23 protein-coding genes are annotated in these 24,194 nt (G+C 61.4%); 6 read left to right on the forward strand and 17 right to left on the reverse strand.

What is annotated here, in order from left to right; genetic code table 11:
* Window positions 1-27: 27 nt before the first annotated feature.
* Complete coding sequence (gene secB / locus AADA15_RS14700) at window positions 28-528, reverse strand: protein-export chaperone SecB (RefSeq protein ID WP_341642312.1); 501 nt, start codon at window positions 526-528, stop codon at window positions 28-30.
* A gap of 111 nt (window positions 529-639) precedes the next feature.
* Entirely contained in the window at window positions 640-1,161 is a 522-nt protein-coding gene (locus tag AADA15_RS14705; protein WP_341642313.1) for an FxsA family protein, read from the reverse strand.
* Between the two features lie 113 nt (window positions 1,162-1,274).
* Between AADA15_RS14705 and AADA15_RS14710 the strand changes: the two genes are divergently transcribed.
* Genes AADA15_RS14710 through AADA15_RS14720 form a run of 3 tightly spaced genes read left to right on the forward strand, consistent with a single transcriptional unit; the run spans window position 1,275 to window position 3,597 of the window.
* Window positions 1,275-1,934, forward strand: a complete 660-nt coding sequence (locus tag AADA15_RS14710; protein ID WP_341642314.1) for a Tim44/TimA family putative adaptor protein — start codon at window positions 1,275-1,277, stop codon at window positions 1,932-1,934.
* Window positions 1,931-2,998, forward strand: coding sequence for a murein transglycosylase A (mltA, locus tag AADA15_RS14715; protein ID WP_341642315.1), 1,068 nt, complete (start codon window positions 1,931-1,933; stop codon window positions 2,996-2,998). Before AADA15_RS14710 ends, mltA begins: the two co-directional genes overlap by 4 nt.
* Window positions 2,998-3,597 carry a Smr/MutS family protein gene (locus AADA15_RS14720; protein WP_341642316.1) on the forward strand — a complete coding sequence of 200 codons (600 nt, stop codon included), beginning with the start codon at window positions 2,998-3,000 and terminating at the stop codon, window positions 3,595-3,597. Before mltA ends, AADA15_RS14720 begins: the two co-directional genes overlap by 1 nt.
* Window positions 3,598-3,610: 13 nt before the next feature.
* Here the strand turns inward: AADA15_RS14720 and AADA15_RS14725 are convergent, their stop codons facing one another.
* The 4 genes from AADA15_RS14725 to hslV form a co-directional block, all read right to left on the reverse strand.
* Window positions 3,611-4,723 (reverse strand): alpha/beta hydrolase, encoded by a 1,113-nt coding sequence (locus AADA15_RS14725; RefSeq protein WP_341642317.1) that lies wholly within the window; start codon window positions 4,721-4,723, stop codon window positions 3,611-3,613.
* Between the two features lie 86 nt (window positions 4,724-4,809).
* Entirely contained in the window at window positions 4,810-6,120 is a 1,311-nt protein-coding gene (gene hslU / locus AADA15_RS14730; protein ID WP_341642318.1) for an ATP-dependent protease ATPase subunit HslU, read from the reverse strand.
* Between the two features lie 13 nt (window positions 6,121-6,133).
* Window positions 6,134-7,204 (reverse strand): hypothetical protein, encoded by a 1,071-nt coding sequence (locus AADA15_RS14735; RefSeq protein ID WP_341642319.1) that lies wholly within the window; start codon window positions 7,202-7,204, stop codon window positions 6,134-6,136.
* A 1-nt stretch (window position 7,205) separates the two neighbouring features.
* Window positions 7,206-7,769: an ATP-dependent protease subunit HslV gene (gene hslV, locus AADA15_RS14740; protein ID WP_341642320.1), complete on the reverse strand. Its 564-nt coding sequence runs from the start codon at window positions 7,767-7,769 to the stop codon at window positions 7,206-7,208.
* Window positions 7,770-8,003: 234 nt separating this feature from the next.
* Here hslV and AADA15_RS14745 point away from each other — a divergent pair, with 234 nt between their 5' ends.
* Window positions 8,004-8,198 carry a DUF1127 domain-containing protein gene (locus tag AADA15_RS14745; RefSeq protein WP_341642321.1) on the forward strand — a complete coding sequence of 65 codons (195 nt, stop codon included), beginning with the start codon at window positions 8,004-8,006 and terminating at the stop codon, window positions 8,196-8,198.
* 80 nt (window positions 8,199-8,278) lie between these two features.
* Here AADA15_RS14745 and AADA15_RS14750 read toward each other — a convergent pair whose 3' ends face one another.
* From AADA15_RS14750 to regB, 11 genes are all read right to left on the reverse strand, one after another.
* Window positions 8,279-8,644, reverse strand: coding sequence for a Lin0512 family protein (locus AADA15_RS14750; protein WP_341642322.1), 366 nt, complete (start codon window positions 8,642-8,644; stop codon window positions 8,279-8,281).
* Window positions 8,644-8,988 carry a Lin0512 family protein gene (locus AADA15_RS14755; protein WP_341642323.1) on the reverse strand — a complete coding sequence of 115 codons (345 nt, stop codon included), beginning with the start codon at window positions 8,986-8,988 and terminating at the stop codon, window positions 8,644-8,646. Before AADA15_RS14755 ends, AADA15_RS14750 begins: the two co-directional genes overlap by 1 nt.
* Window positions 8,989-9,057: 69 nt before the next feature.
* Window positions 9,058-10,704 carry an alpha/beta hydrolase gene (locus AADA15_RS14760; protein ID WP_341642324.1) on the reverse strand — a complete coding sequence of 549 codons (1,647 nt, stop codon included), beginning with the start codon at window positions 10,702-10,704 and terminating at the stop codon, window positions 9,058-9,060.
* A 113-nt stretch (window positions 10,705-10,817) separates the two neighbouring features.
* The gene (trxA, locus tag AADA15_RS14765; RefSeq protein ID WP_341642325.1) at window positions 10,818-11,138 is read right to left on the reverse strand and encodes a thioredoxin; all 321 of its coding nucleotides are present in this window, start codon (window positions 11,136-11,138) and stop codon (window positions 10,818-10,820) included.
* 62 nt (window positions 11,139-11,200) lie between these two features.
* Window positions 11,201-14,563, reverse strand: a complete 3,363-nt coding sequence (gene addA / locus AADA15_RS14770) for a double-strand break repair helicase AddA (protein ID WP_341642326.1) — start codon at window positions 14,561-14,563, stop codon at window positions 11,201-11,203.
* Window positions 14,560-17,496, reverse strand: coding sequence for a double-strand break repair protein AddB (gene addB / locus AADA15_RS14775; RefSeq protein WP_341642327.1), 2,937 nt, complete (start codon window positions 17,494-17,496; stop codon window positions 14,560-14,562). Before addB ends, addA begins: the two co-directional genes overlap by 4 nt.
* Window positions 17,489-18,184, reverse strand: coding sequence for a nucleotidyltransferase family protein (locus tag AADA15_RS14780; protein WP_341642328.1), 696 nt, complete (start codon window positions 18,182-18,184; stop codon window positions 17,489-17,491). The genes addB and AADA15_RS14780 overlap by 8 nt, the downstream gene beginning before the upstream one ends.
* Window positions 18,185-19,180, reverse strand: a complete 996-nt coding sequence (locus AADA15_RS14785) for an aminoglycoside phosphotransferase family protein (RefSeq protein WP_341642329.1) — start codon at window positions 19,178-19,180, stop codon at window positions 18,185-18,187. It abuts the gene before it with no gap.
* Window positions 19,177-19,653, reverse strand: coding sequence for a tRNA (adenosine(37)-N6)-threonylcarbamoyltransferase complex ATPase subunit type 1 TsaE (tsaE, locus tag AADA15_RS14790; RefSeq protein ID WP_341642330.1), 477 nt, complete (start codon window positions 19,651-19,653; stop codon window positions 19,177-19,179). The genes AADA15_RS14785 and tsaE overlap by 4 nt, the downstream gene beginning before the upstream one ends.
* 77 nt (window positions 19,654-19,730) lie before the next feature.
* Window positions 19,731-21,278 (reverse strand): PAS-domain containing protein, encoded by a 1,548-nt coding sequence (locus AADA15_RS14795; RefSeq protein WP_341642331.1) that lies wholly within the window; start codon window positions 21,276-21,278, stop codon window positions 19,731-19,733.
* Window positions 21,279-21,365: 87 nt separating this feature from the next.
* Window positions 21,366-22,763 (reverse strand): sensor histidine kinase RegB, encoded by a 1,398-nt coding sequence (regB, locus tag AADA15_RS14800; protein WP_341642332.1) that lies wholly within the window; start codon window positions 22,761-22,763, stop codon window positions 21,366-21,368.
* 157 nt (window positions 22,764-22,920) lie between these two features.
* Here regB and AADA15_RS14805 point away from each other — a divergent pair, with 157 nt between their 5' ends.
* Together AADA15_RS14805 and AADA15_RS14810 are read left to right on the forward strand one after the other, a co-directional pair.
* Entirely contained in the window at window positions 22,921-23,541 is a 621-nt protein-coding gene (locus tag AADA15_RS14805) for an SCO family protein (protein WP_341642333.1), read from the forward strand.
* An 82-nt stretch (window positions 23,542-23,623) separates the two neighbouring features.
* Complete coding sequence (locus tag AADA15_RS14810; protein ID WP_341642334.1) at window positions 23,624-24,178, forward strand: ActR/PrrA/RegA family redox response regulator transcription factor; 555 nt, start codon at window positions 23,624-23,626, stop codon at window positions 24,176-24,178.
* The last annotated feature ends 16 nt before the right edge of the window (window positions 24,179-24,194 follow it).

A 24,194-nucleotide genomic window follows, 5' to 3' on the forward strand; every position in this document is an offset into this window, starting at 1 on the left:
GAATTTCTGCAAGCAGTAAAAAGGGGATTACTGCTGCGGCTGGGATTCTGCCTGACGGCGGGCCAGTTCGTTGCGGTAGATCGCGACAAAGTCGATGTTGTCGAGGTTCAGTGGCGGGAAGCCGCCGTCGCGCGTCACATCCGATACGATACGGCGCAGGAACGGGAAGGTCATGCGCGGGCATTCGATCAGAAGGAAGGGGTGCAGCTGCTCATCCGGGACACCCTGGATGTTGAAGACACCAACATATTCGATTTCCAGAACAAAAAGGACTTCGCCGCCTTCCTTGTTCTTGGACTCGACGGTCAGCTTGGTCATCACTTCATACTGATTTTCTGCAGCGCGCTTCTTGGCGTCGAGGTTGACCTGAACGTTCACGTCGGGCTGCACTTCGCCGCCGGCGCCTTTTTGTGCCATCACGTTTTCGAACGACATGTCGCGGATGAACTGACCCAGAATGTTCATCTGGACCTGGGGCTGCTGCGGGGCTTCTGCTGCTGTGCCTTCGGTGGTTCCATTTTCGGCCATGGAGATACTCCTGAAATAAGGTTTTGCGGTTTGCTTAGCAGCTTGTCGCGGGTATCTCAACGGTCACGCTGGGCAAGGCTTTCAGACAGGAAGATGTGGGGCAGAATGTCGTTATTCCGGGCCCTTTACCCAGCCCGATGGGTGATCAGCCGGGCCACGAGGGGTCACATCTTCGAAATCCCCGTCAATCACATCACCCTGGCCTCTCATTTGATCCGGGCGCCGAGAGTACCTGGGATCCTGTGGATGGCCCTGCCCGTGCATGCTACCCATTTCGAACTGGGATACAGTGATGCGCGAGCTCAAGTAACGGAAGACGGCCAGCCGAACCGGCGGCATGAGCAGCGCAAATCCTATGGCATCCGTGAAAAATCCTGGTGTCAGCAGCAGCGCGCCGGCAAAGAGGATCATCGCGCCATGAGCCAAAGGCTCTGCCGGGTCCGACAGAGTCTGGAACGAGGACCGAAGCTGCCCCATCGCAAGACGACCCTGAGAGCGCACCAAAGATGTGCCGAGGATCGCGGTCAACACCACGATTGCCAGGGTGGGCCAGAGGCCGATCAAACCGCCAACCTGGATGAAAAGGGCGATTTCAATCAGGGGCACCATCAAAAAGGCCAGAAAAAGATACATCTTGGGGTCCTTTGAACTTGCGCTGGATGGTGGACTTGGCCCCACCCGTCACCTACATAAGAGCAGATCGCTTTGGTTTCAAACAAGGCATGGTTGCCTAGCATGAGGTTCACATGGAGTCGCCCTTGATTCAGATTTTGGTATTGGCCGGCATCGCCGTCTTCCTGATCCTGCGCCTGAAAAGCGTATTGGGCACCCGTGAGGGGTTTGAAAAGCCGGCACCGCAACAGATGCCGACAGCCGACAAACGACGTCCTGATTTCGAGGTGATCGAAGGGGGCCCGGATCGTGACATTACGGACTACGTCGACGAGGGCTCTTTGCAGGCTGATGCACTTGCCGCGATGAAACGGGCGGACCCGTCGTTTCAGGTTCAGGACTTTGTTCAGGGCGCGCGCGGCGCCTACGAGATGATCCTGATGGGGTTCGAGAATGGTGATCTGAATGAGATCCAGCCCTTCCTGGCCGAAGACGTCTACGAGAGCTTTGTCGACGCCGTGTCCCAGCGTGAGGATCAGGGTCTGACCATCGAGGCCGAATTCATCGGCGTGCGGGAAACCGCTATCGAGGACGCCCGGTTTGACGAAGCCACCCGCACCGGAGAAATCACCATGCGTTTCGTGGCGGAGATGACTTCGGTCGTGCGCAACAAGGACGGTGAGATCGTCGAGGGAGACCCCAAGGCCATCAAACGCTTGAAAGACACCTGGACTTTTGCGCGCGCCATGGGCGAAAGCGATCCGAACTGGCAACTGGTGGCCACGGACGCATGATTGGTGCGCTCCGGGCGTCACTGCGGGCAGCGGCCTTCCTGGGCGCTGCCATGACCGCCTCGGGTGCATCCGGCGAGACTGCATATTCGCTTGTGGATTTTTCTCAGCTTGATGGCTGGGAAAAGGACGACCACGCTGCGGCTCTGGACGTCTTTCTTGAAACCTGCCCCGATCTTGATGATCCCGATTGGCACAGTCTGTGTGCGCTTGCTCAGTCTCAGGTACAATCGGAAGCCCCGGATGCGGCGCGGACATTCTTTGAACTCTTCTTCCGGCCGGTTCTTATCCAGGATGGCGCGGACACCGCCCTGTTCACTGGGTATTTCGAACCTGAGCTGGACGGCTCCCGTTACCGGACGGATCGATTCCGTTACCCCGTCTACAGGCTGCCGCGCGAGGCGCGTGAGACAAACCTGTGGCTCCCGCGCCGTGACATCCTGACAAGTGGCGTGATGGAGGGGCGTGGCCTTGAGATCGCCTGGGTGGACGACCCGGTCGAGCTGTTCTTTCTGCAAATCCAGGGGTCGGGTCGGATCAGAATGCAGGATGGATCAACCGTCCGCGTCGGCTATGGCGGCGCCAACGGCCATCCCTACAAATCCATCGGGGCGGAAATGGTGCGCCGGGGCATCTACAAAGCCCATCAGGTCAGCGCGCAGGTTATCAAGGCCTGGGTGCGGCGCAATCCGGTCGCAGGCCATGAGCTGCTGATGCACAACCCGTCCTATGTTTTCTTTCGAGAAGTCCGACGGGTGCGCGCCGCAGATGGACCGCTTGGGGCCATGAACCGGTCTGTCACCGCGATGCGCAGTATCGCTGTCGATCCGAAATTCACGCCCCTTGGCGCGCCGGTCTGGGTGGAGAAAGACGGTGAGACTCCATTGCGCCGTTTGATGATTGCCCAGGACACGGGTTCCGCTATCAAAGGCGCGCAGCGCGCGGATATCTTTTTCGGTACGGGGGATACTGCGGGGCAGGCGGCTGGTCGTCTGCGCGATCCGGGGCGTATGATTGTTCTTTTGCCGATCCAGCGCGCCTATGCCATGTTGCCGGAAGAGTTCTAATGACCCGCCGCAAGCTGACCTCGGATGAAATTGACCTCTGGCACAAGGTCGTGAAACACGCAGAGCGGCTGCATCCCGGCAGCCATTCGACCCCACCGGATCTGCCGCTTCCAAAGCCCAGGCCGAAAAAGACTCCGCATCCCCACGCCGAGCCACAGATCGATGCCTTTCGCATTGGCAGCCGCGCCCGCAGCAAACCTGCAAAGCATGACCTCAAGGCGCCGGTTTCCAAATCCTTGGTAACCGCGCCGGTGCAAATGGACGAAAAGGCCTATCGGCGCATGAAAAGGGGCAAGCTGCGCCCTGAAGGGAAGCTGGACCTGCACGGAATGCGCGTGGATACGGCGCACCCGGCGCTGACCCGGTTCATCCTGTCCGCTCAGGCCTCGGGCAAGCGCCTGGTGCTTGTAGTGACGGGCAAGGGCAAGGACAGGGACGAGCCTGGTCCGATCCCCACACCGCGTGGCGTGCTGCGCCACAGGGTGCCGCAATGGCTGGCGCTTCCGCCTCTGGCACAGGCGGTATTGCAGATCACACCCGCCCATATCAGCCATGGCGGGGAGGGCGCCTATTACGTCTACCTGCGTCGCAGCCGTTAGAGACTTCGGGCGTTCATCGCGGGCTTTCGATCAGGCGAACCAGCGACAGATCCTCCACTTTCTCTTTTTGGATCTGCGGCGGTGGAAGGATGGTATTGAAGACCAGCCCTTTGCTATTGAAAGACCGCGCTGTCTGCTGCGCCGCGCTCAGGATCGCCAGAAGGGCAGGGGAGGTGCCCGCCACCAGATGCCCCGAATTGGCCGTATCGGCATAGGCGGTGGTATCGATGACGCTGATCGGCAGGTCTTCAAGATCCTCAACCGAGGCCAGATTGCCAAGCCGTGACCTGCTATGGGTGCCGCGAAGGCGCTGTGACACGGTCAGGATCTTGTCTTTGCGCGATATGAAAACAAGAAAAGGCTGTGGCACTGGGTCAAACCGGCTCATCTGACTTTTGAACACGTCAAGATCGAGATCCGGCGACAACAGTATGACGCCGTCCAGGTGACGGGCCGCCCAGCCGGGCGCGCCGATTTCGATCTGGCGCAGGGTCTCCATGGTCAGCATCGATCCCATTGAGTGTGCAACCAGAACAACGCGCCGGGCCTTGGTGCGGCTCAGGCTTTTGAGAAGGCGCTCCAGACCATCCCGCGCAAATATCACGCTGTCGGCGTCATAGGCATATCCCAAAGGGCTGCCGAGACTTGGCCACGAGTAGACCACTGTTGCACCGGGAACCCCGATATCGTTTGTCAGCTGCGCCGCGCGAAAGGCGGTTTCCGACTGGGTCGAATTATAGCCATGCACAAAGACGGTGATGTCCTGCTCATCGGGCGGATACTTCAGCAGTTCCTGATTGAGGCGATCAGAAAAGGCGGCAGAGGTCTCGAACGTCCGTCTGGCGGCCATGGTGAATTCTGTTCGGGGATCCGGGTTTTCGCCGGCAAAGACGAGGTGACCGGGCTTGTGGTTTGGCGGGATGGAGACGGTCAGCTCCAAGAGGTGATAGCCGTCGGTGCGTCCGGCCCCAAAACCGCCTTCCGGCTGCGAGTCTCTGATTGTTGCGGCAAAGATCGTCTTTGGCGTGCCGATATCCAGCGCCTCGGGCATTGTGGGCGTATAGGGCCGCGGGCCGCACGCAGCGACAAAGGAAAGAAGGACCAAGAGGATTCGAAGGCGCCGCATATCAGCCGTCCCAAAACAAACAGTGCCACGGATAGAATGAATGCCGCCTGTTACCAAGCGGCATCTCCGATTTCAGGGTAAGATCGTTACAGCACGTAGCGGCTGAGATCGGTTGAGCGAGTCAGCTCCCCGAGATTCGAGGTTACGAATTTTGCATCTACCGTGATCGCCTCGCCGGCCCGGTCGGGGGCTGAAAAGGACAACTCCTCAAACACCCGCTCCATGACCGTATAAAGACGTCGCGCACCAATGTTCTCGATCGATTGGTTCACCTCGGCTGCGATCTTGGCCATGGCTGCGATCCCGTCTTCCGTGAAGGTCACCTTCACATCTTCGGTACCCATCAGCGCGGCGTACTGGCGGGTCAGAGCATTGTCGGTCTCGGTCAGGATGCGGACGAAATCCTTTTCGCTGAGCGCGCGCAGGTTGACCCGGATCGGCAAACGCCCCTGCAGTTCCGGCAACAGATCGGAAGGCTTGGCGATATGAAACGCGCCCGAGGCAATGAACAGGATATGGTCGGTCTTCACCGGGCCATGTTTGGTACTGACCGTAGTGCCTTCGATCAGCGGCAGAAGGTCCCGCTGCACGCCTTCACGGCTGACATCGCCGCCACGTGCATCTGAACGGGCGCAGACCTTGTCGATTTCATCCAGGAATACAATTCCGTTCTGTTCGACGGCATCGAGCGCCGCGCGGGTCACGGTTTCATCATCCAGAAGCTTGTCGGCTTCTTCACCGATCAGCACCTCATAGCTTTCGGCGACGGTGAGGCGCTTTTTGACCGTGCGCCCGCCGAGCGCTTTTCCAAACAGATCGCCAAGGTTCATCATCCCGCCCATTGCGCCGGGCTGGCCGGGTATGTCGAACATCCCGCCCATGGGGTTAGAAGTGTCCGCGACCTCCAGTTCGATCACCGTATTGTCCAGCTCACCCGATTTCAGCTTCTTGCGGAACACCTCGCGGGTGCTGTCACGGGCTTCGGTCCCGGCGATGGCGGTAATGACGCGATCCTCGGCGGCCTTGTGGGCCTTGGTCTTGACGTCTTCGCGCATGAATTCGCGGGTCTGCAGGATCGCGGTGTCCACCAGGTCCCGCACGATCTGCTCCACGTCACGGCCCACATAACCGACTTCGGTGAACTTGGTTGCTTCGACCTTGATGAAGGGCGCGCGGGCCAGTCTTGCCAGACGGCGGCTGATCTCGGTCTTGCCGACCCCGGTGGGGCCGATCATCAGGATGTTCTTGGGGTAGACCTCATCGCGCAGGTCATCGCCCAGTTGTTTGCGTCGCCAGCGGTTGCGTAGGGCGACAGCTACGGCGCGTTTTGCCTCTTTCTGGCCGATGATGAACCGGTCCAGTTCCGAAACGATTTCGCGGGGGGTGAGGTCAGACATGAGAGTTCCCGTATCAGTGTGAGGGCGGCAGCCGATCCAGCGGCACCAGCCCGGACAGGGGTGAAAGAAGCGCAGCGCGAATGCGGGTCCAGAAGGCCCCGAGCGCCACAAGGAAGACGCCCAGCACCAGAATGGTCGATGCGGCGCCCTCGCCATCGAAAACGGTTCCGGCCAGTGTCACGCTATAGCCGATGGCGGCGATCAGGAAAGACCGCCGGTCGATCACGATCGCAACAACGGCAAAGGCAAACAGCACCCCCAGCAGCAACAGATGTGCGCCACTGCTGCCGTTTTCCAGAAGGCTGAGCGCGATGGTGTTCACAAGGGCAGGGGCCGCAACCACGTGTAGCCAGAACCCCTGTGCCGAGCGGCGCGTGACCCGGTGCGGATCGCTCATGTCAAAAACCATCGCGACGATGAACACGGCGAGCCCCACCAGAAGCGTGATCCAGGCAAAGGGGCCGCTGGCCGAGAGCAGAAAGAAATCGCCGATGTCCTCGGGCGTGCCCATGCGGATCGCGCCCATCAGAAGCGCGAGCGCAAAAACGCCAAGCGCGATCAGCGCCATGGCAAAGGGCACCTTGAACCGCAGCCAGTAGACCGCGATGGCCGCAGTCGTCAGGGCAAAGGGGAGCTGCATGCTGGAATAATCCGCCTGCGCCATCATGAAGGGCTGCGAAAACTGAGACGTCAGCCCCATTCCGGCATTCGTGGCCCAGAGGATCGACAGGGCAATCGCCGGAGCCACCATGCGACGACGGCGGACAAAGTACTCGGACAAGGCCCAAAGGATTGCAGCCCCGATGATAGCGGCTGTGACGGCCTTGTCCTGATATCCGCCAAGGCTGCCTGCCAGAGAGGTGGCCGTGACCGCCGCCCAGCCCGAGGCCAGGATCAACAGGCCGATGACGATGAAGATCTCGTTGAAGCCCTTGAACAGCTCGAACGGCTCATCCCCTTCTGGCAGGTTTTCCCGCGCGCCCTTGCGGCTTTGGGCCAGCGCCAGCAACGAAGCCGCCTGCGCCTCGGTCAATAGGCCCGAACCGACAGCGGCGCGCAGGTCATTGCGGTCGATGTCCGACACCTCAGTGCCCCGCCCCGATGGTTTCGACCGTCAGGTTGCCATTCGTGTAGACACAGATGTCGGCGGCAATAGCCATCGCCTCGCGCGCAACGGTTTCGGCGGATTTTTCGCTGTCCATCATGGCGCGGGCGGCAGCCAGAGCAAAATTGCCGCCAGATCCGATGGCGGCCACATCATGTTCTGGTTCCAGCACATCGCCGGCGCCGGTGATCACCAACAGATCCGTACCATCGGTGACGATCAGCATAGCCTCAAGCTTTTGCAGGTATTTGTCCGTGCGCCAATCCTTGGCGAGTTCGACGCTGGCGCGGGCCAGTTGGCCGGGTGTTGCCTCCAGTTTGGTCTCAAGCCGTTCCAGCAGCGTAAAGGCGTCTGCGGTCGAGCCGGCAAAACCCGCCACCACGTCATAACCACCGGGCGACAGGCGCCGCACCTTGCGGGCGCTGCCCTTGATCACGGTCTGGCCAAGCGAGACCTGGCCATCGCCGGCAATCACCACCAGCCCGTCTTTCTTGACGCCGATGATGGTGGTCCCGTGCCAGCCGGGGAATTGGTCGTCTGCCATCTGTGCCTCCAATCTCGTTGCAGCATATATGGGCGTTGGGGACGTCAGGCTCAACCGTGTATGTGGACAGGGCAAACAACGCTCCGATGGGTCTTTTGTTAACGAATTGGTCATTTGTTATGCATTGCCTGCAGATCAGGGCTGTAAAACGGGCAATTGTGAGACTCAGGGTGGTCTCCTACATGAGCCTGAGAACCGGCATGGGGCCGGTTATCTTGTTTTAGGATGCCCGACATGGCCACAACTGCAAACATCCATGCACCTCTCGGAGCCGTTGCCGTTCTCCGCGCGGTTGACACTCTTCTGAATGCAAAAACCGCATTCCTTGAAGCGCGCGAAGCCCGCTTGACCCGCCGTGCCCTGTACCGTCTGACCGACGCTCAGCTGGCTGATATCGGCCTGACCCGCGACGATATTGCAAAGATCTGATCTGACAGGCAGATTTTCCAATGACACCTCATCGCTAGCAAAGCCGTCCATTTCCGGGCGGCTTTTCGCTCTTTGGGGGTCTACTCAGACCAGCGATAGCGCCCGGCCTGATCCGGCAGCCAGGCCTCGATCGCTGCCGTGGCAATAACATGCGGTGCCTTGCCATCTGCGCCCGGCACATCAAGCCCTCCGAAAACGGCCCGCACCTTTGCCCGGCCCCGCGGCAGATCACCAGCCACCTGATCGCAATCCACGGCTTCGGGATTTTGCACCGCAATGGTCACTTCGACCCGCATTTCTGAATGATCGATGCCCAGCTCGGAAAACAGCGTGATCGAGGAATGGTGCAGCGCGTCCTGCACCGCACGCCGGGCCGCCTTGGTGTAGTCCTGACCATAGAGGTCATTGCCGGTGCCCATTTCCAGAATGATGCGTTTGTCCGCCATCACACGGCCTCCATCTCGAATGAGACGATGACCGCAGCATTGGCGATCACTGTCTTGCCGCCGCCGGGTTTGTCGATATCAAGACCGCCCTTGCTGATGCGGATATCGGGGCGTCCGTAGGGAAAGATCGCTTTCAGGGCCTCGGCGTCCACCTGATCAGGGTCCTGAACGCCGATCTCGGCATCGATGATCATGGCTTCTTTTGGAAAGTCGAACAACTCTGCCACGTTGATCGAGTTGTGCCACAGCGCATCTGTGATCGCGCGTTTTGCGGCCTCGGTATAATCGGCGCGGCGCAGCGACGTGCCCATTCCGAATTCGACCAATACCCGGGTTTTGGCCATGAGGTTCCTCCTGTTCTGTGCGATCACTTTGCCGGGAACGACGACAAGGGAAAAGGGGCGGATTGCGGATCAGATCGGAGAAGCGGAAAAATCCGCGAAGATTTCTTTGAGCCTGGCCGTGTCCGCTTCGGTCCAGTTCTTCGGTTCCATCACCGCGATCCAGCCGTCGATATATTCCGCCGGGATGAAATTGTGGCCGTAGCCCTGTGAAACAGAGGTCGCCATCGGGATATCAAAACCGACCTGAAGGAAGGTGACCACCGGGAACCACCTGAAATAGGGTGAGATATCGCGTCCCCGCTCTGCGCCCAGCCACGCGGGGTGTGTGAAGGCCAGGCTGGTGGAGAAAAAGCTCATAGGGTCACTGGCATGTTGCAGGTAGACGATGCGCAGAGGCCCCCAATCGGCGAAGTCCACATCGGTAAATCCGTCCTGGGTCATGAAGCGCACCATGGCGCCATCGCGATACAGCGGCTGCCATTCTGGTGATCCGACCTGCCGGTTGCGTGTCAGTCGTGGCCAGCCAGAACTGGCAAAGGGCGGCCCGGCCCAGAAGGCCCCATGAATCGGGTCGGCCAACAGCTCAACCAGGTCAGTGGAGGCTTCGGACCCTAACGAACCGAGGCTGAGACCAAAAAGGTACAGCCGGGGTCTTTGATCCTTGGGCAGGGTTCTCCAATGGGAAAAGATCGCCTGAAACAAGGCGCGTGATGCCTGCGAGGACCGGCTAGGGTCCACCATCAGAGTCAGCCAGCTGGGCAGATAGGAATACTGCATCGACACGATCGCAAGATCGCCGTCATGCAGATAGGGCAGAGGCTGCACGGCACCGGGATCAAGCCACCCTGTGCCGGTCGGGCTGGCGACAACAAGGACCGAACGGTCGAACCCGCCTTGTCGTTTCAGTTCTGCCACCGCGGCCTCTGCACGCTCATTCAGGTCTTCGGCGGTGTTGAGACCGGCATAAACGCGGATGGGCTGTAATGCAGGCCGCCCGGTGAAGGCTTCGATCTCGGCGCGGTTTGGTCCGTCGGTCAGGAACCTCTTGCCGTTGCGTCCAACATCGGCCCAGCGAAGGACCGCGTCCGGATCGGAAAACTCTCGCGGGGCTTTGACGCCCGAGTCGATGATCAGATCCACCTCGGCAAAGGTGCGGTCCATGAAGGCCAGCGCGCGGCGCAGCACCAGCCCGTCGAACAGGGATCCAAGGAAGATCGCAACCAAGATGCTGCCGAGCCCGATGGAAATCCGCCGTGGCAGGATCCGGTTCACCCAGCCTGAAACCGCGCGGCCTAGACGAAGAACTGCCCGTGCGATCAGCAACAGGACAAGCCCGGTCAGCAGGGCCACTCCCAGCACCGTGAAAGGATAGCCGCTGTCGACGGGGGGCATTTCCATCAAGGTGCGAATAGAGTTCTGCCATTCGCTCATGCGGGACAGGGTCAGGGCTGCCACTACGGACCCTGCGCCAAGAGCTGACACTGCCGCGCGTCTGCGCCATGTCCCAGCCAGAAGGGGCAATTCAAAGAACCGCCAGACCGACAGGACCATATTGCCTATGCCATAACCAACACCAAAGGCCACGCCGGCAAGGGCCCCTTGCACCATGGGCACCCGGGGCAGCAGGGATGGCGTAAGAGACGCGCAGAACAGCGCAAGACCAATCACCAGCCCTGTGACCGGCATTGTTCTCAGGAAATCGGTGAGCAGCTTCAAAGAAAACCTCTTTCCATGCCCTGTGGCGTGTCGACGTTCCGACATTGTGGCACGCAAAGAAAAAGGGCGCCACCTTGGCGCCCCATTAACCTGTCGATCCGAGTGACAGCGGATCAGATGCTTTCGTTGATCCAGCTTTGCAGTGCGGCCTTGGGAGCGGCACCGGCGCGGTTGGAGACAACCTGACCGTCCTTGAAGATGAACAGCGCCGGAATGCCGCGCACGCCCATGGCGGCGGCAGAGTTCGGGTTGCTGTCGACATCGACCTTGGCGATTTTCACCTTGTCACCGTATTCAGCGGCCAGCTCTTCCAGAGCCGGGCCAATCTGCTTGCAGGGGCCGCACCATTCGGCCCAGAAGTCCACGACTACGGGAACGGGAGAATTCTTGACTTCTGCGTCAAAGGTTTCGTCGGTGACGGCTACGGTGGACATGGAAATGTCTCCTGAGATGAGTGGCAACTGGATGCAGAACCTAGGTAGGGCTTAAGGTCTCGTCAAGGTTCCCCGTGTCGTGCAAAGGCCGCAGTCACAAGATCGTGCGGCAGGGGCATCAGGCTCGCGTTACGGGTCCACAAAAGGGCGGTTTCCACGGTCTTGTCCGGGTAGATCTGTGCCAAGGCAAGGGCATAGGCGCCCATTTGCCGCAGCAATCCTTCGGGGCAGTCCGCCACCGTTTGCGGCACAGTTGCGTTTGATTTGAAGTCCACCGCAAGAACACGATCCGGTCCTACGATCAGCCGGTCGATCACCCCATGCAGGCGCAGGCCATCGATTTCGGCAGTGACGGGCACTTCGGCCAGGGTATCGGGGACAAAGACATGGGTCAGATCCGGGTTGCGCAGCACGGCGCTGGTTTCTGCCAACAACGGCTCAGTGTCTTCTGCGTTTTCCAGAAGGCTCTGCGCAAGGTCGGGCCACCTGTCCTGGGGTTGTCCGGGAAGGTGCTCAAGCAGCAGGTGAAGGGCCGTTCCGCGCGCTTTGGCAACCTCCTCGTCCAGCCCCTGATCGCCAGGCAGAGCCTTGGCGCCGCCCAGTTCGGACGGGCTGAGGGTCGCATCGGGCGCAACATAGGGCGGGGCAGGGCGCGTAAAGAGGTCCGGTAGTGAGACCGTTTTGGTTTCGGGCGCTTCGCGATGGACAAGTTCCAGCCCCTCCCAATCGCCATGCTGCATCCGCAGGCCCGGCCCGCCGGGCATGTCGGCCTCGACCCCGCCGCCGGTGCGCAGGGCGCCTTCGACCATCTGGTACCAGCTGTCGCCCTCTTTCGACAGCTCTCCGGCGCTGGCGACGATCAGCCACTTTTCCGCCCGTGTCAGAGCCACATACAAGAGCCGCAGCCGTTCATTCCGCTGCTTCTCCTGCGCGGCATCGCGCGCGGCCAGCATCGCCGCTGGCATTTGGTCCTTGGGAACCCGCCACAAAGGCGCGCCCTCTGCCACGATGATTTCGGCATCGGTCGGCGGCTTGCGCTTGGCGGTATCGGGCAGGATCACGATCGGCGCCTCCAGCCCCTTGGAGCCATGCACCGACATCACCCGGATCATATCGCCAGCCGCGCCCATCTGGCGCTTGATCTCCAGATCGTCGGTCTGCATCCAGACCAGAAACCCGGTGAGGCTGGGAATATCCGTGCGTTCATAGGCCAGCGCCTGGGACAACAGCGCGTTGATCCCGTCCTCCGCCTCGGGGCCGAGACGCCCCAATAGCCGCTGGCGCCCCTTGTGGCGGGTCAGCACCCGTTCGATCAGGTCATAGGGACGCAGGAAATCGGTCTGGCTGCGCAGATCGTCAAGGATTTCCATCGTGTCGCGGAACTCACCCGCCCGCTCTCGCAGGGCGGTCCACAGGTAGCTGCCCGGCTTGCGACGGTGCGCAAGGTCAAACAGCATCTGCTCGGACCAGCCAAACAGCGGTGATTTCAGCGCGGCGGCCAGCGACAGGTTGTCCTCGGGGGTGGCGAGGAAGGACAAAAGCGCGGCGATGTCCTTGACCGCCAGTTCCGCGCCTACCTTCAGACGGTCGGCCCCGGCGATGGGCAGGCGCGCGGCCTTGCAGGCGCGGATGATTTCGGAAAACAGCTCGGACCGGCGTTGCACAAGGATCAGAAAATCGCCCGCATGTACCGGGCGGCGCTGGAAAGTGCCGCGGGTGGGGCAGTCTTCGGGGATGGTGACCTTGTCGTCGATCATCCGCTTGATTTCACGGGCGATCCGCTCGGCCAGGATTACCGTGTGATGGCGTGCACCCGGCCGGTCGACAGGGTCGGTCCAGTCGCGGTCCTCTTCCTCGTCCACCTTTTCCACCGCTGGCCAGAGATCCACCCGCCCCGGCAGGTCGGACTTGAAGGCGCGGTGAAGGGACTCTTTGTGAAACCCTGCGCGGGGGAAATCCTGAAATACCAGATCGACCAGCTTCAGGATCGCTGCCGAGGAACGGAAGGAAAACTCCAGCGCTGCATTCTGAAGGCCCGCGCCTGTCTCGGCCAGACGTTGCCCGAACTCTTCCTGCATGCGGTCAAAGGCATCGGGGTCGGCACCCTGGAAGGAGTAGATCGACTGTTTCTTGTCGCCGACCACGAAAATCGTGCGCTCCACCTCGGACCGCGCCCCGGCGCCTGATGTGAATTCCTGCGCGAGTTTCTCGATCACGTCCCATTGCACCGGGCTGGTGTCCTGCGCCTCGTCCACCAGGATGTGATCAATCCCGCCATCAAGGCGATAGAGCACCCAGGCCGCCACCGCCGGATCGTTCAAGAGGTTCCGCGCCTTCAGGATCAGGTCATCGAAGTCGAGCCAGCCGCGCAGCTGCTTGCGCCGTTCGTACTCCGGCAGGAATGCTGCGGCAAAGGCATGAAGGTCTTTGGACTTCTCTGCTGCCATCAGGGCAAGGCGTTTGGCGCGGGCATCTTCTACCCGCAGCATGAAGGGTTCCAGCCGGTCCATCAGATCGGCATGCGCCTCGCGCAGCTTTTTCGTCGGGAAGCTGCCGATCTTGCCGATGAACGGCTCCTTGGCGCTGGCCCCAGTCAGAAAAACAGACTCTAACAATGGCAAATCATCGATAGAGGGCACCCCGATCCCAGCCAGTTTCACGGCGGCTTTCTGATCGTTTGTTCCACCTTGGGCCAGCATCTCGCGGGTGCGGGCCAGAAGGTCGGCCTCGCCACCAAGAAACACGAGATCTTCCAGCGCGCCGGCATCAAATCCTTCGGGCAGCTCGAACAGTTTCAGTAGCCCTGCGCGATCCAGGGGCGCTGCGAACTCGGCTCGGCGTTGGCAGATGGCGGCGGTCAGCTCGTCAAAATCGCTGCCGGCCACATGGCGGGCAAGGGCGTCCACCAGATGCGCTTCTGGCCCCCTGGCAATGTCCTCGACGATTTCGGCGCGCAGCAGAGTGGCTGCGCGGTCTTCCATCTCGGCAAACTGCGGGCTGACGCCGGCCTCAAGCGGGAAGCGCCGCAACAGGGAGGAACAGAAGGAGTGGATCGTCTGGATCTTGAGGCCACCGGGCGTTTCAATCGCGCGGGCAAACAGCGTGCGTGCCTGTGCCAGCCCCTCGCCATGGGCCACGTCGCTGGCACCCAGTTCCTCTAGCGCGGCGGCAAGCTCAGTATCCCCCAGCATTGCCCATTCGCCCAAGCGCTGGAACAGGCGGTTCTGCATCTCGCTGGCGGCGGCCTTGGTGTAGGTCAGGCAGAGGATATGCTGCGGCTGAACGCCCCGCAGCAGCAGCCGTGCCACCCTGTCAGTCAGAACCTTGGTCTTGCCCGATCCGGCATTGGCCGCCAGCCAGGTCGAGGCATCGGGCCGTGCGGCGCGAAACTGTGCCTCGGATGCCGCATCGCGGGGGGCGTTCATGTCAGATCCTCCGGCTTCGGCGTGTCGCTGCGGTCCCATTCGCCAAAGCGTGCAAGGTGGTCGTAATCCCCGGCAAAATCGTCCCGGTGGACCATGCGGCGGCTACTGTAGCCCTGCGCGGGGTCGAAATAGGCTTCGATCAGTGTCTTGAGTTCCGACCAGACCTTGGCCGGAGGTTCATCCGCAAGCGGCGCGGGGACCTCCTTGATTGGGGATTTGAGGCCGATGAAGACCGCCCGTTCCACCCGCGCGGCGCCATAGTCCCTGAACGCGCCCTGTTCGGCCATGGCGGCCTCGATCAACAGCTGTTTGTCAAAGGCGCGCTGTTGTTTCTCGGTTGGCGGATCGCCGGTCTTGTAGTCGAACAGATGCAGGCAGCCACGTGCGTCCACGTCGATCCGGTCGGCTTGACCGATGATCTCGAAATCAAGGGGAGCAAGCGTGACCCCGCCTTTCAGTTCAAAGCCCGATGGGCGTGCATTGGCGCGGCGGGTCTGCTCTCCGGCGACAAAGCTTTCGGCTATGCGGGCAATCCGCGCCAGCCACAGGCTGCGGGCGACGGGCCAGGGAACCTCGGCCTGCAATTGTTCGCGGGTGCGTTCGATTAGTATCTCTGGCGTCAGCAGATCCGGGTTGTCGCGGCTGTCGCGGATGAAATCCTCGAAGACCTTGTGCACGACGATCCCGCGCAGCAGCGCATCGGGTTCCCGCATCAGCGGATCGAGTGGTTTCAGGCGCAGCACGTGCTTTGCGTAGATCGCGTAAGGATCGCGGATCAGGCGCGGGATTTCGGTGACCGACAGCCTGCGGGGACGTGCGTAAACAGGCGGGCGTGGGGCAGGGCGCTGGGCGGGATCGCTCGGCAGCGGCGCCTCTAGCACGGTGGACCAGTCAAGCCAGACCTGACCACGGGCGCGCATCGCATCAAGGGCCGCGCGACCGCCTTGATCCGGCAGACCGCGCAGCAAATTCTGCATCCGGTTGAGCCAGCGCGAAGGGACCGTATCGGCCTCTTCCGAACGCACGGCGCGGGTCAGCCAGACCTCGGGCGCGGCCACGGCCTGCTGGAAATCATGCGCCGACAGACCGATGCGCCGCTCGGGCAACAGTAGACCCGCCTTGTGGCGCATCTGGCGATTGAGCCAGGGATCGGGGCTGGCGGCCTCGGGCCAGCTGCCCTCGTTGAGGCCCGCAAGTATGACAAGATCGGCGCCCTGAACACGGGCCTCAAGCGTGCCCCAGATCATGATCGAGCCATAGGGCGCATCGCGGTCGCGGACCTCTCCTTGCGCCAGAAGCGCGCCCAGAAGATCGGCAAAATCGTGGGCGTTCATCTCGCCGCCGTAGTGGGCGTTCTCTTCGAGGTCGATGATCACTTCTAGAGCCTTTTGACCGGCCTTCTTGTCCCACAGGGTGCCGCTGCCGGTCGTCTGACTGCCCGCTGCAATGCCTTCGGCGCGAATTCGCAGGCGGGCGATCCAATCAGACAGGTGCAAAGTGCCGGAGATGGACTGATCGGCGAACTGTTCACTCAGCCAATCGGCCCAGCCGGGCAGCAGATCATGTGTAGCGGCATAGGCGGCAAAGCTGTCTGCATCCGGGAAGGGCGGACCCTTGCGGCGCAGGTGCAACTCATAGTCGCGGGTGTGGCGTAGATGTTCCCCGCGCGCCGCGTCTGGTCCGTCATGGGTCAGCGGGTGTTTCAGCAGCGTTAGCAGCCTGTCCGGCGTCAACTCGTGACAGAACAGCTCTGCCACATGGCGCAGGAACCGGCCGGGCGGGGAGAGTTGCAGGGGCTGGCCAGCGGAGTCATCTGGCAGGATGTCCCAGCGATCCAGAGCGGCGGAGACCTGCCGCGTCAGCATCCGGTCCGGGGTGATCAGCGCGGCGGTCTGGCCATCCTCGGCGGCCTGCCGCAGGCGCAAGGCGATGGCGAGCGCCTCTGCCCTTGGGTTCGGGGCTTCGACCAGCGTGATGGTGTCGGTCGCGTGGTCTAGATCGGTCAGCTGTGGTCCCTCGCTCATCCAGGCGTCGGTCACGGGCGCGGGGCGCAGCGCGAGCGAGACCATCCGGTTGCGCGCCGGGTAGGGCGGGGCATCCGGGGTCCAGGGCTGCACATCGCGCGGTGACAGCTCCAGATCCTTCATCAGCTTGTAAAATCGGTACTGCGGATGATCTTCGGAGATCAGCGGATCGTCCAGCCCCTCCCAGACGCGATCCGGTTGGTCGAAATCGAATCCGGGCAGCACCACCGCGCCTTGGGGCAGGCGGGCAATCGCCTCCATCAGCATCAAGGTGGTGCCCCGTGACCCGGTCGAGCCGGCAAGGATGACCGGGTGTTGCGGCGGGGAGTTCTGCCACTGGTCGATCAGGTTCAGCACCACCTGCCGCTGGCGGGCCTCCTTGTCCATGGCGTCATCCGTGCGGTCCACGAATTCATCGGCGATGGCAATGAACTGCTGGGCGCGTGACCAGTGGTCGGATTGATCGGAAACGTCCAGATTGCGGATGGTCTCCGGGCTGACGCCTTCGCTTTGCATCTCGTCGAACAGCGTCGCAAGGCTGTCGGAAAGATCATAGAGCGAGGCGCGCGACGCCAGATCAGGCTGTGCATCGAGCAGCTTGGCGATTAGCTGCGACAGTTCGAGCCGACGGCGCAGGGCGGGCAGGGCCGGAGGCAACCCGCTAAGCGCGGCGCGCTGGGCCAGATCGGTGAGCAGCATCAGACGCGGCAAGAGTAGGGTGGGACCAGCATCGAACAGGCTGCGCACCCGGCGCTGCATACGGGCGGTGTTGACGATGACTTCGGCGCGGGCCAGGGCCTCGGGCGGATGCCCTGCGCTGCGGGCGATTAGCCCCTTGACCAGGGCGCGCGGGAAATCGACGCCGCATGGCACGGCAAAAACGCGGGGTCTTTCCTGTGGTTCAAACATGGACGTTTGCCAGCATCTGTTCGGCCAGGGCGATCCCCTCGGGGTGGCCGACATCGCACCAGTGGCCGGGGTATTCCAGTGCCACAAGGCGCCCGGCGTCGATCATCGGGTTCCAGAGCAGGCGGGTGGAAAAGGCCTGCTCGTCGATGGCGCGCAACCCGTCCGTCTTGATGATCTGCACTCCGCCCCAGACCAGACCACCGCCCCAGGAGATACGCCCGTTCCCATCGGACGAGAAATCGCCGCCGCCCTGGCGCCCAACGGCCCGCGCCAGCGGCACACACAGCATCAGGCCGTCCATTCGCGCAGGATCCCATGCCGCGCGCAGCAACTGAAACGGGTTGGGACCGCTCCAGATCGCGTCCGAATTGGAGGTGTAAATCGGCCCCTCGCCCAAGAGCGGCAAAGCATGGCGCAGGCCACCGCCGGTATCAAGGATCCCGGGCTGCTCGTCGCTGATCAGAACCGCTTGGAGCGCCAGATGGTTCTGCAGGATATCGGCCTTGTAATGGGTGTTGACCACGATCCGGTCAGGCCCAACCGCGCGGGCCAGATCCAGCGTGTGATCGATCAGCGGACGACCGGCGACCGGGATCATGGGCTTTGGAATGTCGCGGGTCAGAGCCTTCATTCGGGTGCCGAAACCGGCGGCATAGACCATGACCGAGCGTGGGAAAGATCTATCCATCTATCTGAGCCTGTCGAGGTTTTCGGCACTGGGCGCGGGCAGTTCGTCCCTCAGCCAATCTGACAACGGCGCCAGGGCGGGATGGTCCAGCCCCCGCATGACGTGGTCCCAGACGCGGGGGATCAGGTCAAGGTACTGCGGCTTGCCCATCTCCTGCGACAGTCGCGCAAATATCCCGAGAATCCTGAGGTTGCGCTGCACACCGATCACCGCATAGGCGGTGCGAAAGCCCGACGGATCGACACCGGAGGTTTCGATATAGTGGTCCATCATCTGCATCTCGACCCCTGCAGGGACATCGCGGCGCGCGTCCTGAAGAAGTGAAGCCAGATCATAGGCGGGATGCCCTGTGCGGGCGTCCTGAAAGTCGATCACCCCGACGCGGGCAATGCCCTCTCGGTCCGGCAGCCACAACAGGTTCTGCGCGTGAAAATCACGGTGCACGAAGACGGGATCGGATTTCACGCTTGCGCGCAGGATGTCTTCGAACTGATCCTCAAACCGGTGGGTGAGCACCGGATCCTCTTCTCCGAGGATACCAGCGCGGTAGGAGGTCATCACGAGGCTAGCCATCTCGGCCATCACGCGCGGGCCCAGGAGGGTAAGGTCAGGAACTGGCGCCCGGTGGAGGGAAATCAGAAGATCCGTCGCAGCGCGATACAGCGGCATTTCCTGCTTTGGCTCCCGGGCAATGACGCTGCTGAACAGCGCATCGCCCAGATCTTCGGTCAGCAAGAGACCCGTTTCGGCGTCCTGCGCGAGGATTTCAGGGGCGCTTATGCCCTGGTCGCGCAGGTAGGCGTCGACCTCGACAAAGGGGCGGATATCCTCGCCCTTGTCCGGCGGGGCGTCCATCAGGACCGCCGTTTCGCCAGTCGGGGAGGTGAGCCGTTCGTACTGGCGCATGGAGGCATCCCCGGCCAGCGGGGCACGCGACCAGGCACCATAGCCTGCCTCTTCAAGAAACGCGGCAATCAGCTCCGATCTGTCTGTCATGGAAATATGCGCTCCATCAATGGCTGCCATTTCTCATCACTCCACTGCAGGGTCAGGCGGCGGGCGTCCTCGTTTTCGGGATCAAGGTCAAAGGTCAGATGCAGGGCATGGGCGGGCGTCAGCTCTTCCAGCCTGTCCGGCCACTCGACCAGGGTGATGGCATCGTCAAAGGCTGCGATGAGGCCCAGCTCTTCGATTTCGTCGAGCGAGGTCAGCCGGTAAAGGTCAGCGTGCCACAGATCTCCCTCTGGAAGATCGTAGGTCTGCACCAATGTGAAAGTGGGTGAGGGTACATCCTCGGGCACCTCCTGAAGCGACTGGATCAGGTTGCGCGCAAAATGGGTCTTGCCGGCGCCGATCGGGCCCTCCAGCAGCAGGCAATCGCCCGGACGCAGGGTCCCGGCGATCTGTTCGGCCAGTTCGGCGGTCTTATCGGGTGTATCAAGGGTGCAGGAATGGGGGCTTTCGATCATGGCCACACAATGGCCTTGCGCGCCCGTCGCTGCAAGCGGGATCGCCCGGCGGATGAGGCGCCGGGCGAGGTTGTTCGTCAGCTCTGATCGGTGATGGCAAAGCGTTCCTGATCGGCGCGCGGCAAGCTGGTTTGCGGGTCGCGGAAGCTGACCATGGTTGCACCGTTCGGGATGCCGGTGACCTTGCACATCAGCGGGGTGCCATCGCGCAGTTTCACATTTGCCCACCAGGGCTGGCGCGTGTCGTTGGCGGCCACGAAATCGCGGATCTCGCCCCAGGCCGGGGTGGGTGCGCAGGTGTCCTGCCAGATGCGGCTGGCATCCATGATCGACACCTTGGCAAAGCTGGCATCGGGATCCATTTTCCAAAGATTGTGGTATGCGGTGTTCGAGAAGGTCATGGTGCCGTCATTGGCAAAGACCGCGATGGCTTCGTCCATCTGATCCATGATCGACTGGCCCATTTCCAGCTCGGAGCGGAACTGACGCGTCAGGGACACTTCGGCGGTGATGTCTTCGAAAAGGAAGGCAATGGCGCCATCGGGATGGGGGCGGCCCGAGACGGAGTAGACAGAACCCGAGGGCAGTGACCAGGTTTCCTGGTAGTTCCCTTCTGCCGCAGCTTTCAGAAGGTCCTCCATCTGCTGACGCCAGCTGGAATAGTTTTTCGGCTCGGGCATCATGCGCTGATCGCGCAGACGGTCGAAAAAGCTCATAAGGTTGGGACGCGAGCTGAGGAAATCGGGCGACAGCGCCGTCAGATCCACCAGGACCGGGTTGAACAGCACCAGTTGGCGGTTGCGGTCAAAGATCGCAAGACCGATCGAGAGCTGGGCAAAGGTCTTTGCGAGGGTCTGCACAAAGTTGCGCTGGGCCACCTCTGCGTCTACCACAGCGTTCACATCGACCGCGTGGCACAGCCAGCCGGCCTCGGTTTCGGTGGTCGAGATATTGTACCACAGGCGCTTGTTGCTTTCGGGCAGGGGGATCGAGATCCGCTCAGGCTTTCCACTGGCCTTGGGCTGGTCCAGCTCGGTGAACAAAGGGTTAGTCACATCCGAGTCGCGCCCGCGGATCTTCTGGACCAGATCGTCATAGGCCAGATTCGACCAGGTGATTTCCCCTTCGTCCGATTGCAGCCACACCGGATAGGGTGCCTGGTGGACGGCCGCGCGCAGGGTCGTCAGTTCCTGATCGAGTGACCGGTTCTGTTCATCAAGGGTCGAGCGGCGCAGTTGAACGCGGGTGATCCCGTCGATCCATTCGCAATGGGCTTCGCGGCTTTCCGCGGCGGCAGTACCGGACAGAACAAGAGGGCCGACGTCCTTTAGGAAGCCGGGGGATTGGGGCAGGCCAGGATAGTTGCGGGCCAACTGGTCGCGCAGCATGTTCCAGCTAAAACTTTCCGCATGTTCACCAATGAACTTGCGCGCGCCCGAAGACCAGCCGATCAGGGTGGTGTCGTCGAACAGGAAAACGGCATCCGTGCGTCCGTCGCTGGTCAGAAGATCCTGCTTGAGCGAGTTGGATCGCGTGGCCGGGGAAAGCCACCACACCGCAGCAGCAGCCGTCGCGGCGCAGAGGGCTGCCAAGATTAACCATTCGATCGAAACGATGTTCTGCATGTTGTCCTGCCTGGGTCACCTATCGTTCGTCAATGGTTCACCAATAATGGTTAAGTGAAGTTTAATTAGTTGCCAAAAAATGAATAGCTAAAATTCGATTTTTCGGTTTTCACCCTTCGGAACGGCGTTTTCTCCGTGAAGAGCGTCAATTTTGTCGCGGGGCCAGGAAACCTCGACAATAGCGCCGAGCCTATCTTTAGGCAGGACCAGGCCGGGCAAAGGGTTCGAACCGTTGGTGAACCGCAAGGCGGCGCCGCTGCGTTCCAGCAACGTTTTGGCGATGAACAATCCCAGTCCCATGCCTTCGTATTCCGGGCGTTGCCTGCGATCCGATGGCAAACGCCGACGTCGCACGAAAGGGTCACCAATCCGCCCCAGCAGATGTGGTGGATACCCGCGCCCGTCGTCGCTGATTGTCACTCGGATGACCTCGTCATCCCAGGCCGCATCGATCCAGACCGTACCACCTGAAAAGTCGACGGCATTTTGCACCAGGTTGCGCAGCCCGTGAATGATTTCGGGTTTGCGCAGGATTGTTGGCTGCTGAAGACTATCTGCGGACAGCGGCGCTTCGTGCAGGATGATCGTCTTGCCACGGTTCATATGCGGTTCCGCAGCTTCGTGAATCACTGTCGAAAAAGGCGCCTGGCGCAGATGCAGGTCGTCTTTGCCCGCCCGCCCCATGCTGCGCAGGATGTCCCGGCAGCGGTCGGCCTGCTCGCGGATCAGGGCCGCGTCTTCGCGCAGGTCTGGGCGGTCTTCCAACTCGTCCAGCAGCTCGGCGCTGGTCAGCTTGATGGTCGCGAGCGGAGTGCCCAGCTCATGCGCGGCGGCGGCCACAACGCCGCCCAGGTCGGTCAGTTTCTGTTCACGCGACAGCGCCAGCTGCGTCGCGGCCAGCGCGTCGGACATGCTGCGGATCTCGGCGCTGATGCGAAAGGAATAGGCGCCAATGAACAGGATCGCGATCACGATTGCGGTCCAGTTGCCAAAGACGAAGATGTCCGGGACGCGCAGCAGGAACCCCTGTTCGGTGCGCAGTGAAAAGTGGAATTCAGCCATCAAAGTCACAAGGATGATGGCGGCGCCGCCGATGATCAGGGTTGGGCGCAGACCCATCATGGCGGCAGAGATCGTCACCGGTGCCAGCACCAGAAGAGCAAAGGGATTGTGCAGACCGCCTGTCAGATAGAGCAGAAAGGACAGTTGCAGCAGATCAAAGAACACCATCAGAAAATTCTCAAATTCCGACAGGCGCTTGTTCTCAGGGTACATGAAGGTGACAACGAGGTTGCCCACAACGGCGATGCCGACAGCCAGAAAACACAAGGTCAGTTCCAGCTGCAGCTCATAGACATATTGGGCGACAAAGATGGCCGTGACCTGCCCTGCAATGGCCACCCATCTCAGGAGGATCAGCGTGCGCAGACGAATCCAGTGGCTGCGCTCCTGCCCGTGCATCAGGCCGAACTGGGTTTCGCTCATCTGGATCTCCTGATCTGCGGCATCTTCACCGGATATCATCACGATTTCGCGCCGATCCGTGGTGTGACGCCTTGCGCCAGTTGCATCGGCTGAGTTTCTTGATAGGTCTGGCGCCCGAAACGATCAACAACCCTTCCTTTTAGTAAAGTGTGATCAAATGACCCGCCTCTACGCTCTGCTTGCCGTAATTTTCATTGCCATCGTCGCCGGTGGAACCTGGTTCCTGACCCGCCCCGGTGACAGTGACGACAAGTTTGCCCAGTGCCGCAGCAGCAGCATCGCCGGTGGCGCGGGCACCATTGGCGGCCCGTTCGAACTGCTGAACGCCAAGGGAGAGACCGTTACCGACAAGGATGTGATCACCGAGCCTGCTCTGGTGTACTTCGGCTATACTTTCTGTCCCGATGTCTGCCCGCTGGATGTCTCGCGCAATGCCGAGGCCGTGGATGTGCTGAGCGAGCGCGGCTATAGCGTCACCCCTGTTTTCATCTCCATCGACCCTGACCGCGACACGCCCGAGGTGGTCGGCGACTTTGCCTACAACATGCATGAAAAGATGATTGGCCTCACCGGATCGCCCGAACAAGTCAAGGCCGCAAGCCAGGCCTACAAGACCTATTACAAAAAACAGGACGGGGATGAGGATTACTACCTCGTGGATCATTCGACCTTCTCTTACCTTGTTCTGCCGCAAGAGGGATTCGTCGAGTTCTTCCGCCGCGATGACACGCCCCAGCAGATGGCGGACAAAATCGGCTGCTTTATCGATAACATGTAGGCATGGCCGTCATTTGACCTTTCCCTTCCAGCGCATAATATCAATAACAAGAATATGACGATGGTACGCGGAAGGAGCAGGCATGGGTGACGCGGCACAAAAGGACATCGGACCCGACAAATCCCTTTTGCTGGTCGATGACGATGAACCGTTCCTGCGGCGTTTGGCCAAGGCCATGGAAAAACGCGGCTTTGAGGTTGAGACCGCAGGCTCGGTTGCTGGCGGAAGCGCCATCGCAACGGCGCGTCCACCGGCTTACGCGGTTGTCGATCTGAGGCTTGAGGATGGCAACGGCCTTGATGTGGTCGAGGTGATCCGCGAAAAACGCCCCGACAGCAGGGTTGTGGTTCTCACGGGATATGGCGCGATTGCCACTGCCGTGGCCGCCGTCAAGATCGGCGCGACGGACTATCTGTCAAAGCCCGCCGATGCGACCGACATCACCAACGCGCTGCTGGCCTCCGAGGATGAGTTGCCGCCACCGCCGGAAAACCCGATGAGCGCGGACCGCGTGCGCTGGGAGCATATCCAGCGGATTTACGAGCTGTGCGACCGTAATGTCTCGGAAACGGCGCGCAGGCTGAATATGCACCGCCGGACCCTTCAGCGGATCCTTGCAAAGCGCAGCCCGAAATAAGCGGCTCTTGCCACGA

This window comes from Phycobacter sedimenti (assembly GCF_038148855.1).
Classification (GTDB): domain Bacteria; phylum Pseudomonadota; class Alphaproteobacteria; order Rhodobacterales; family Rhodobacteraceae; genus Phycobacter; species Phycobacter sedimenti.

Bases quoted from the DNA above. Each gene is read 5' to 3' on its own strand.
- regB (WP_341642332.1), bottom strand. From the start codon at position 22,763: ATGAGCGAAACCCAGTTCGGCCTGATGCACGGGCAGGAGCGCAGCCAC.
- addA (WP_341642326.1), bottom strand. From the start codon at position 14,563: ATGAACGCCCCCCGCGATGCGGCATCCGAGGCACAGTTTCGCGCCGCA.
- AADA15_RS14710 (WP_341642314.1), top strand. From the start codon at position 1,275: ATGGAGTCGCCCTTGATTCAGATTTTGGTATTGGCCGGCATCGCCGTC.
- secB (WP_341642312.1), bottom strand. From the start codon at position 528: ATGGCCGAAAATGGAACCACCGAAGGCACAGCAGCAGAAGCCCCGCAG.
- AADA15_RS14810 (WP_341642334.1), top strand. From the start codon at position 23,624: ATGGGTGACGCGGCACAAAAGGACATCGGACCCGACAAATCCCTTTTG.
- addB (WP_341642327.1), bottom strand. From the start codon at position 17,496: ATGTTTGAACCACAGGAAAGACCCCGCGTTTTTGCCGTGCCATGCGGC.
- tsaE (WP_341642330.1), bottom strand. From the start codon at position 19,653: ATGATCGAAAGCCCCCATTCCTGCACCCTTGATACACCCGATAAGACC.
- AADA15_RS14795 (WP_341642331.1), bottom strand. From the start codon at position 21,278: ATGCAGAACATCGTTTCGATCGAATGGTTAATCTTGGCAGCCCTCTGC.
- hslV (WP_341642320.1), bottom strand. From the start codon at position 7,769: ATGGCAGACGACCAATTCCCCGGCTGGCACGGGACCACCATCATCGGC.
- AADA15_RS14720 (WP_341642316.1), top strand. From the start codon at position 2,998: ATGACCCGCCGCAAGCTGACCTCGGATGAAATTGACCTCTGGCACAAG.
- AADA15_RS14755 (WP_341642323.1), bottom strand. From the start codon at position 8,988: ATGGCCAAAACCCGGGTATTGGTCGAATTCGGAATGGGCACGTCGCTG.
- AADA15_RS14745 (WP_341642321.1), top strand. From the start codon at position 8,004: ATGGCCACAACTGCAAACATCCATGCACCTCTCGGAGCCGTTGCCGTT.
- mltA (WP_341642315.1), top strand. From the start codon at position 1,931: ATGATTGGTGCGCTCCGGGCGTCACTGCGGGCAGCGGCCTTCCTGGGC.
- AADA15_RS14725 (WP_341642317.1), bottom strand. From the start codon at position 4,723: ATGCGGCGCCTTCGAATCCTCTTGGTCCTTCTTTCCTTTGTCGCTGCG.
- hslU (WP_341642318.1), bottom strand. From the start codon at position 6,120: ATGTCTGACCTCACCCCCCGCGAAATCGTTTCGGAACTGGACCGGTTC.
- AADA15_RS14705 (WP_341642313.1), bottom strand. From the start codon at position 1,161: ATGTATCTTTTTCTGGCCTTTTTGATGGTGCCCCTGATTGAAATCGCC.
- AADA15_RS14750 (WP_341642322.1), bottom strand. From the start codon at position 8,644: ATGGCGGACAAACGCATCATTCTGGAAATGGGCACCGGCAATGACCTC.
- AADA15_RS14805 (WP_341642333.1), top strand. From the start codon at position 22,921: ATGACCCGCCTCTACGCTCTGCTTGCCGTAATTTTCATTGCCATCGTC.
- trxA (WP_341642325.1), bottom strand. From the start codon at position 11,138: ATGTCCACCGTAGCCGTCACCGACGAAACCTTTGACGCAGAAGTCAAG.
- AADA15_RS14785 (WP_341642329.1), bottom strand. From the start codon at position 19,180: ATGACAGACAGATCGGAGCTGATTGCCGCGTTTCTTGAAGAGGCAGGC.
- AADA15_RS14780 (WP_341642328.1), bottom strand. From the start codon at position 18,184: ATGGATAGATCTTTCCCACGCTCGGTCATGGTCTATGCCGCCGGTTTC.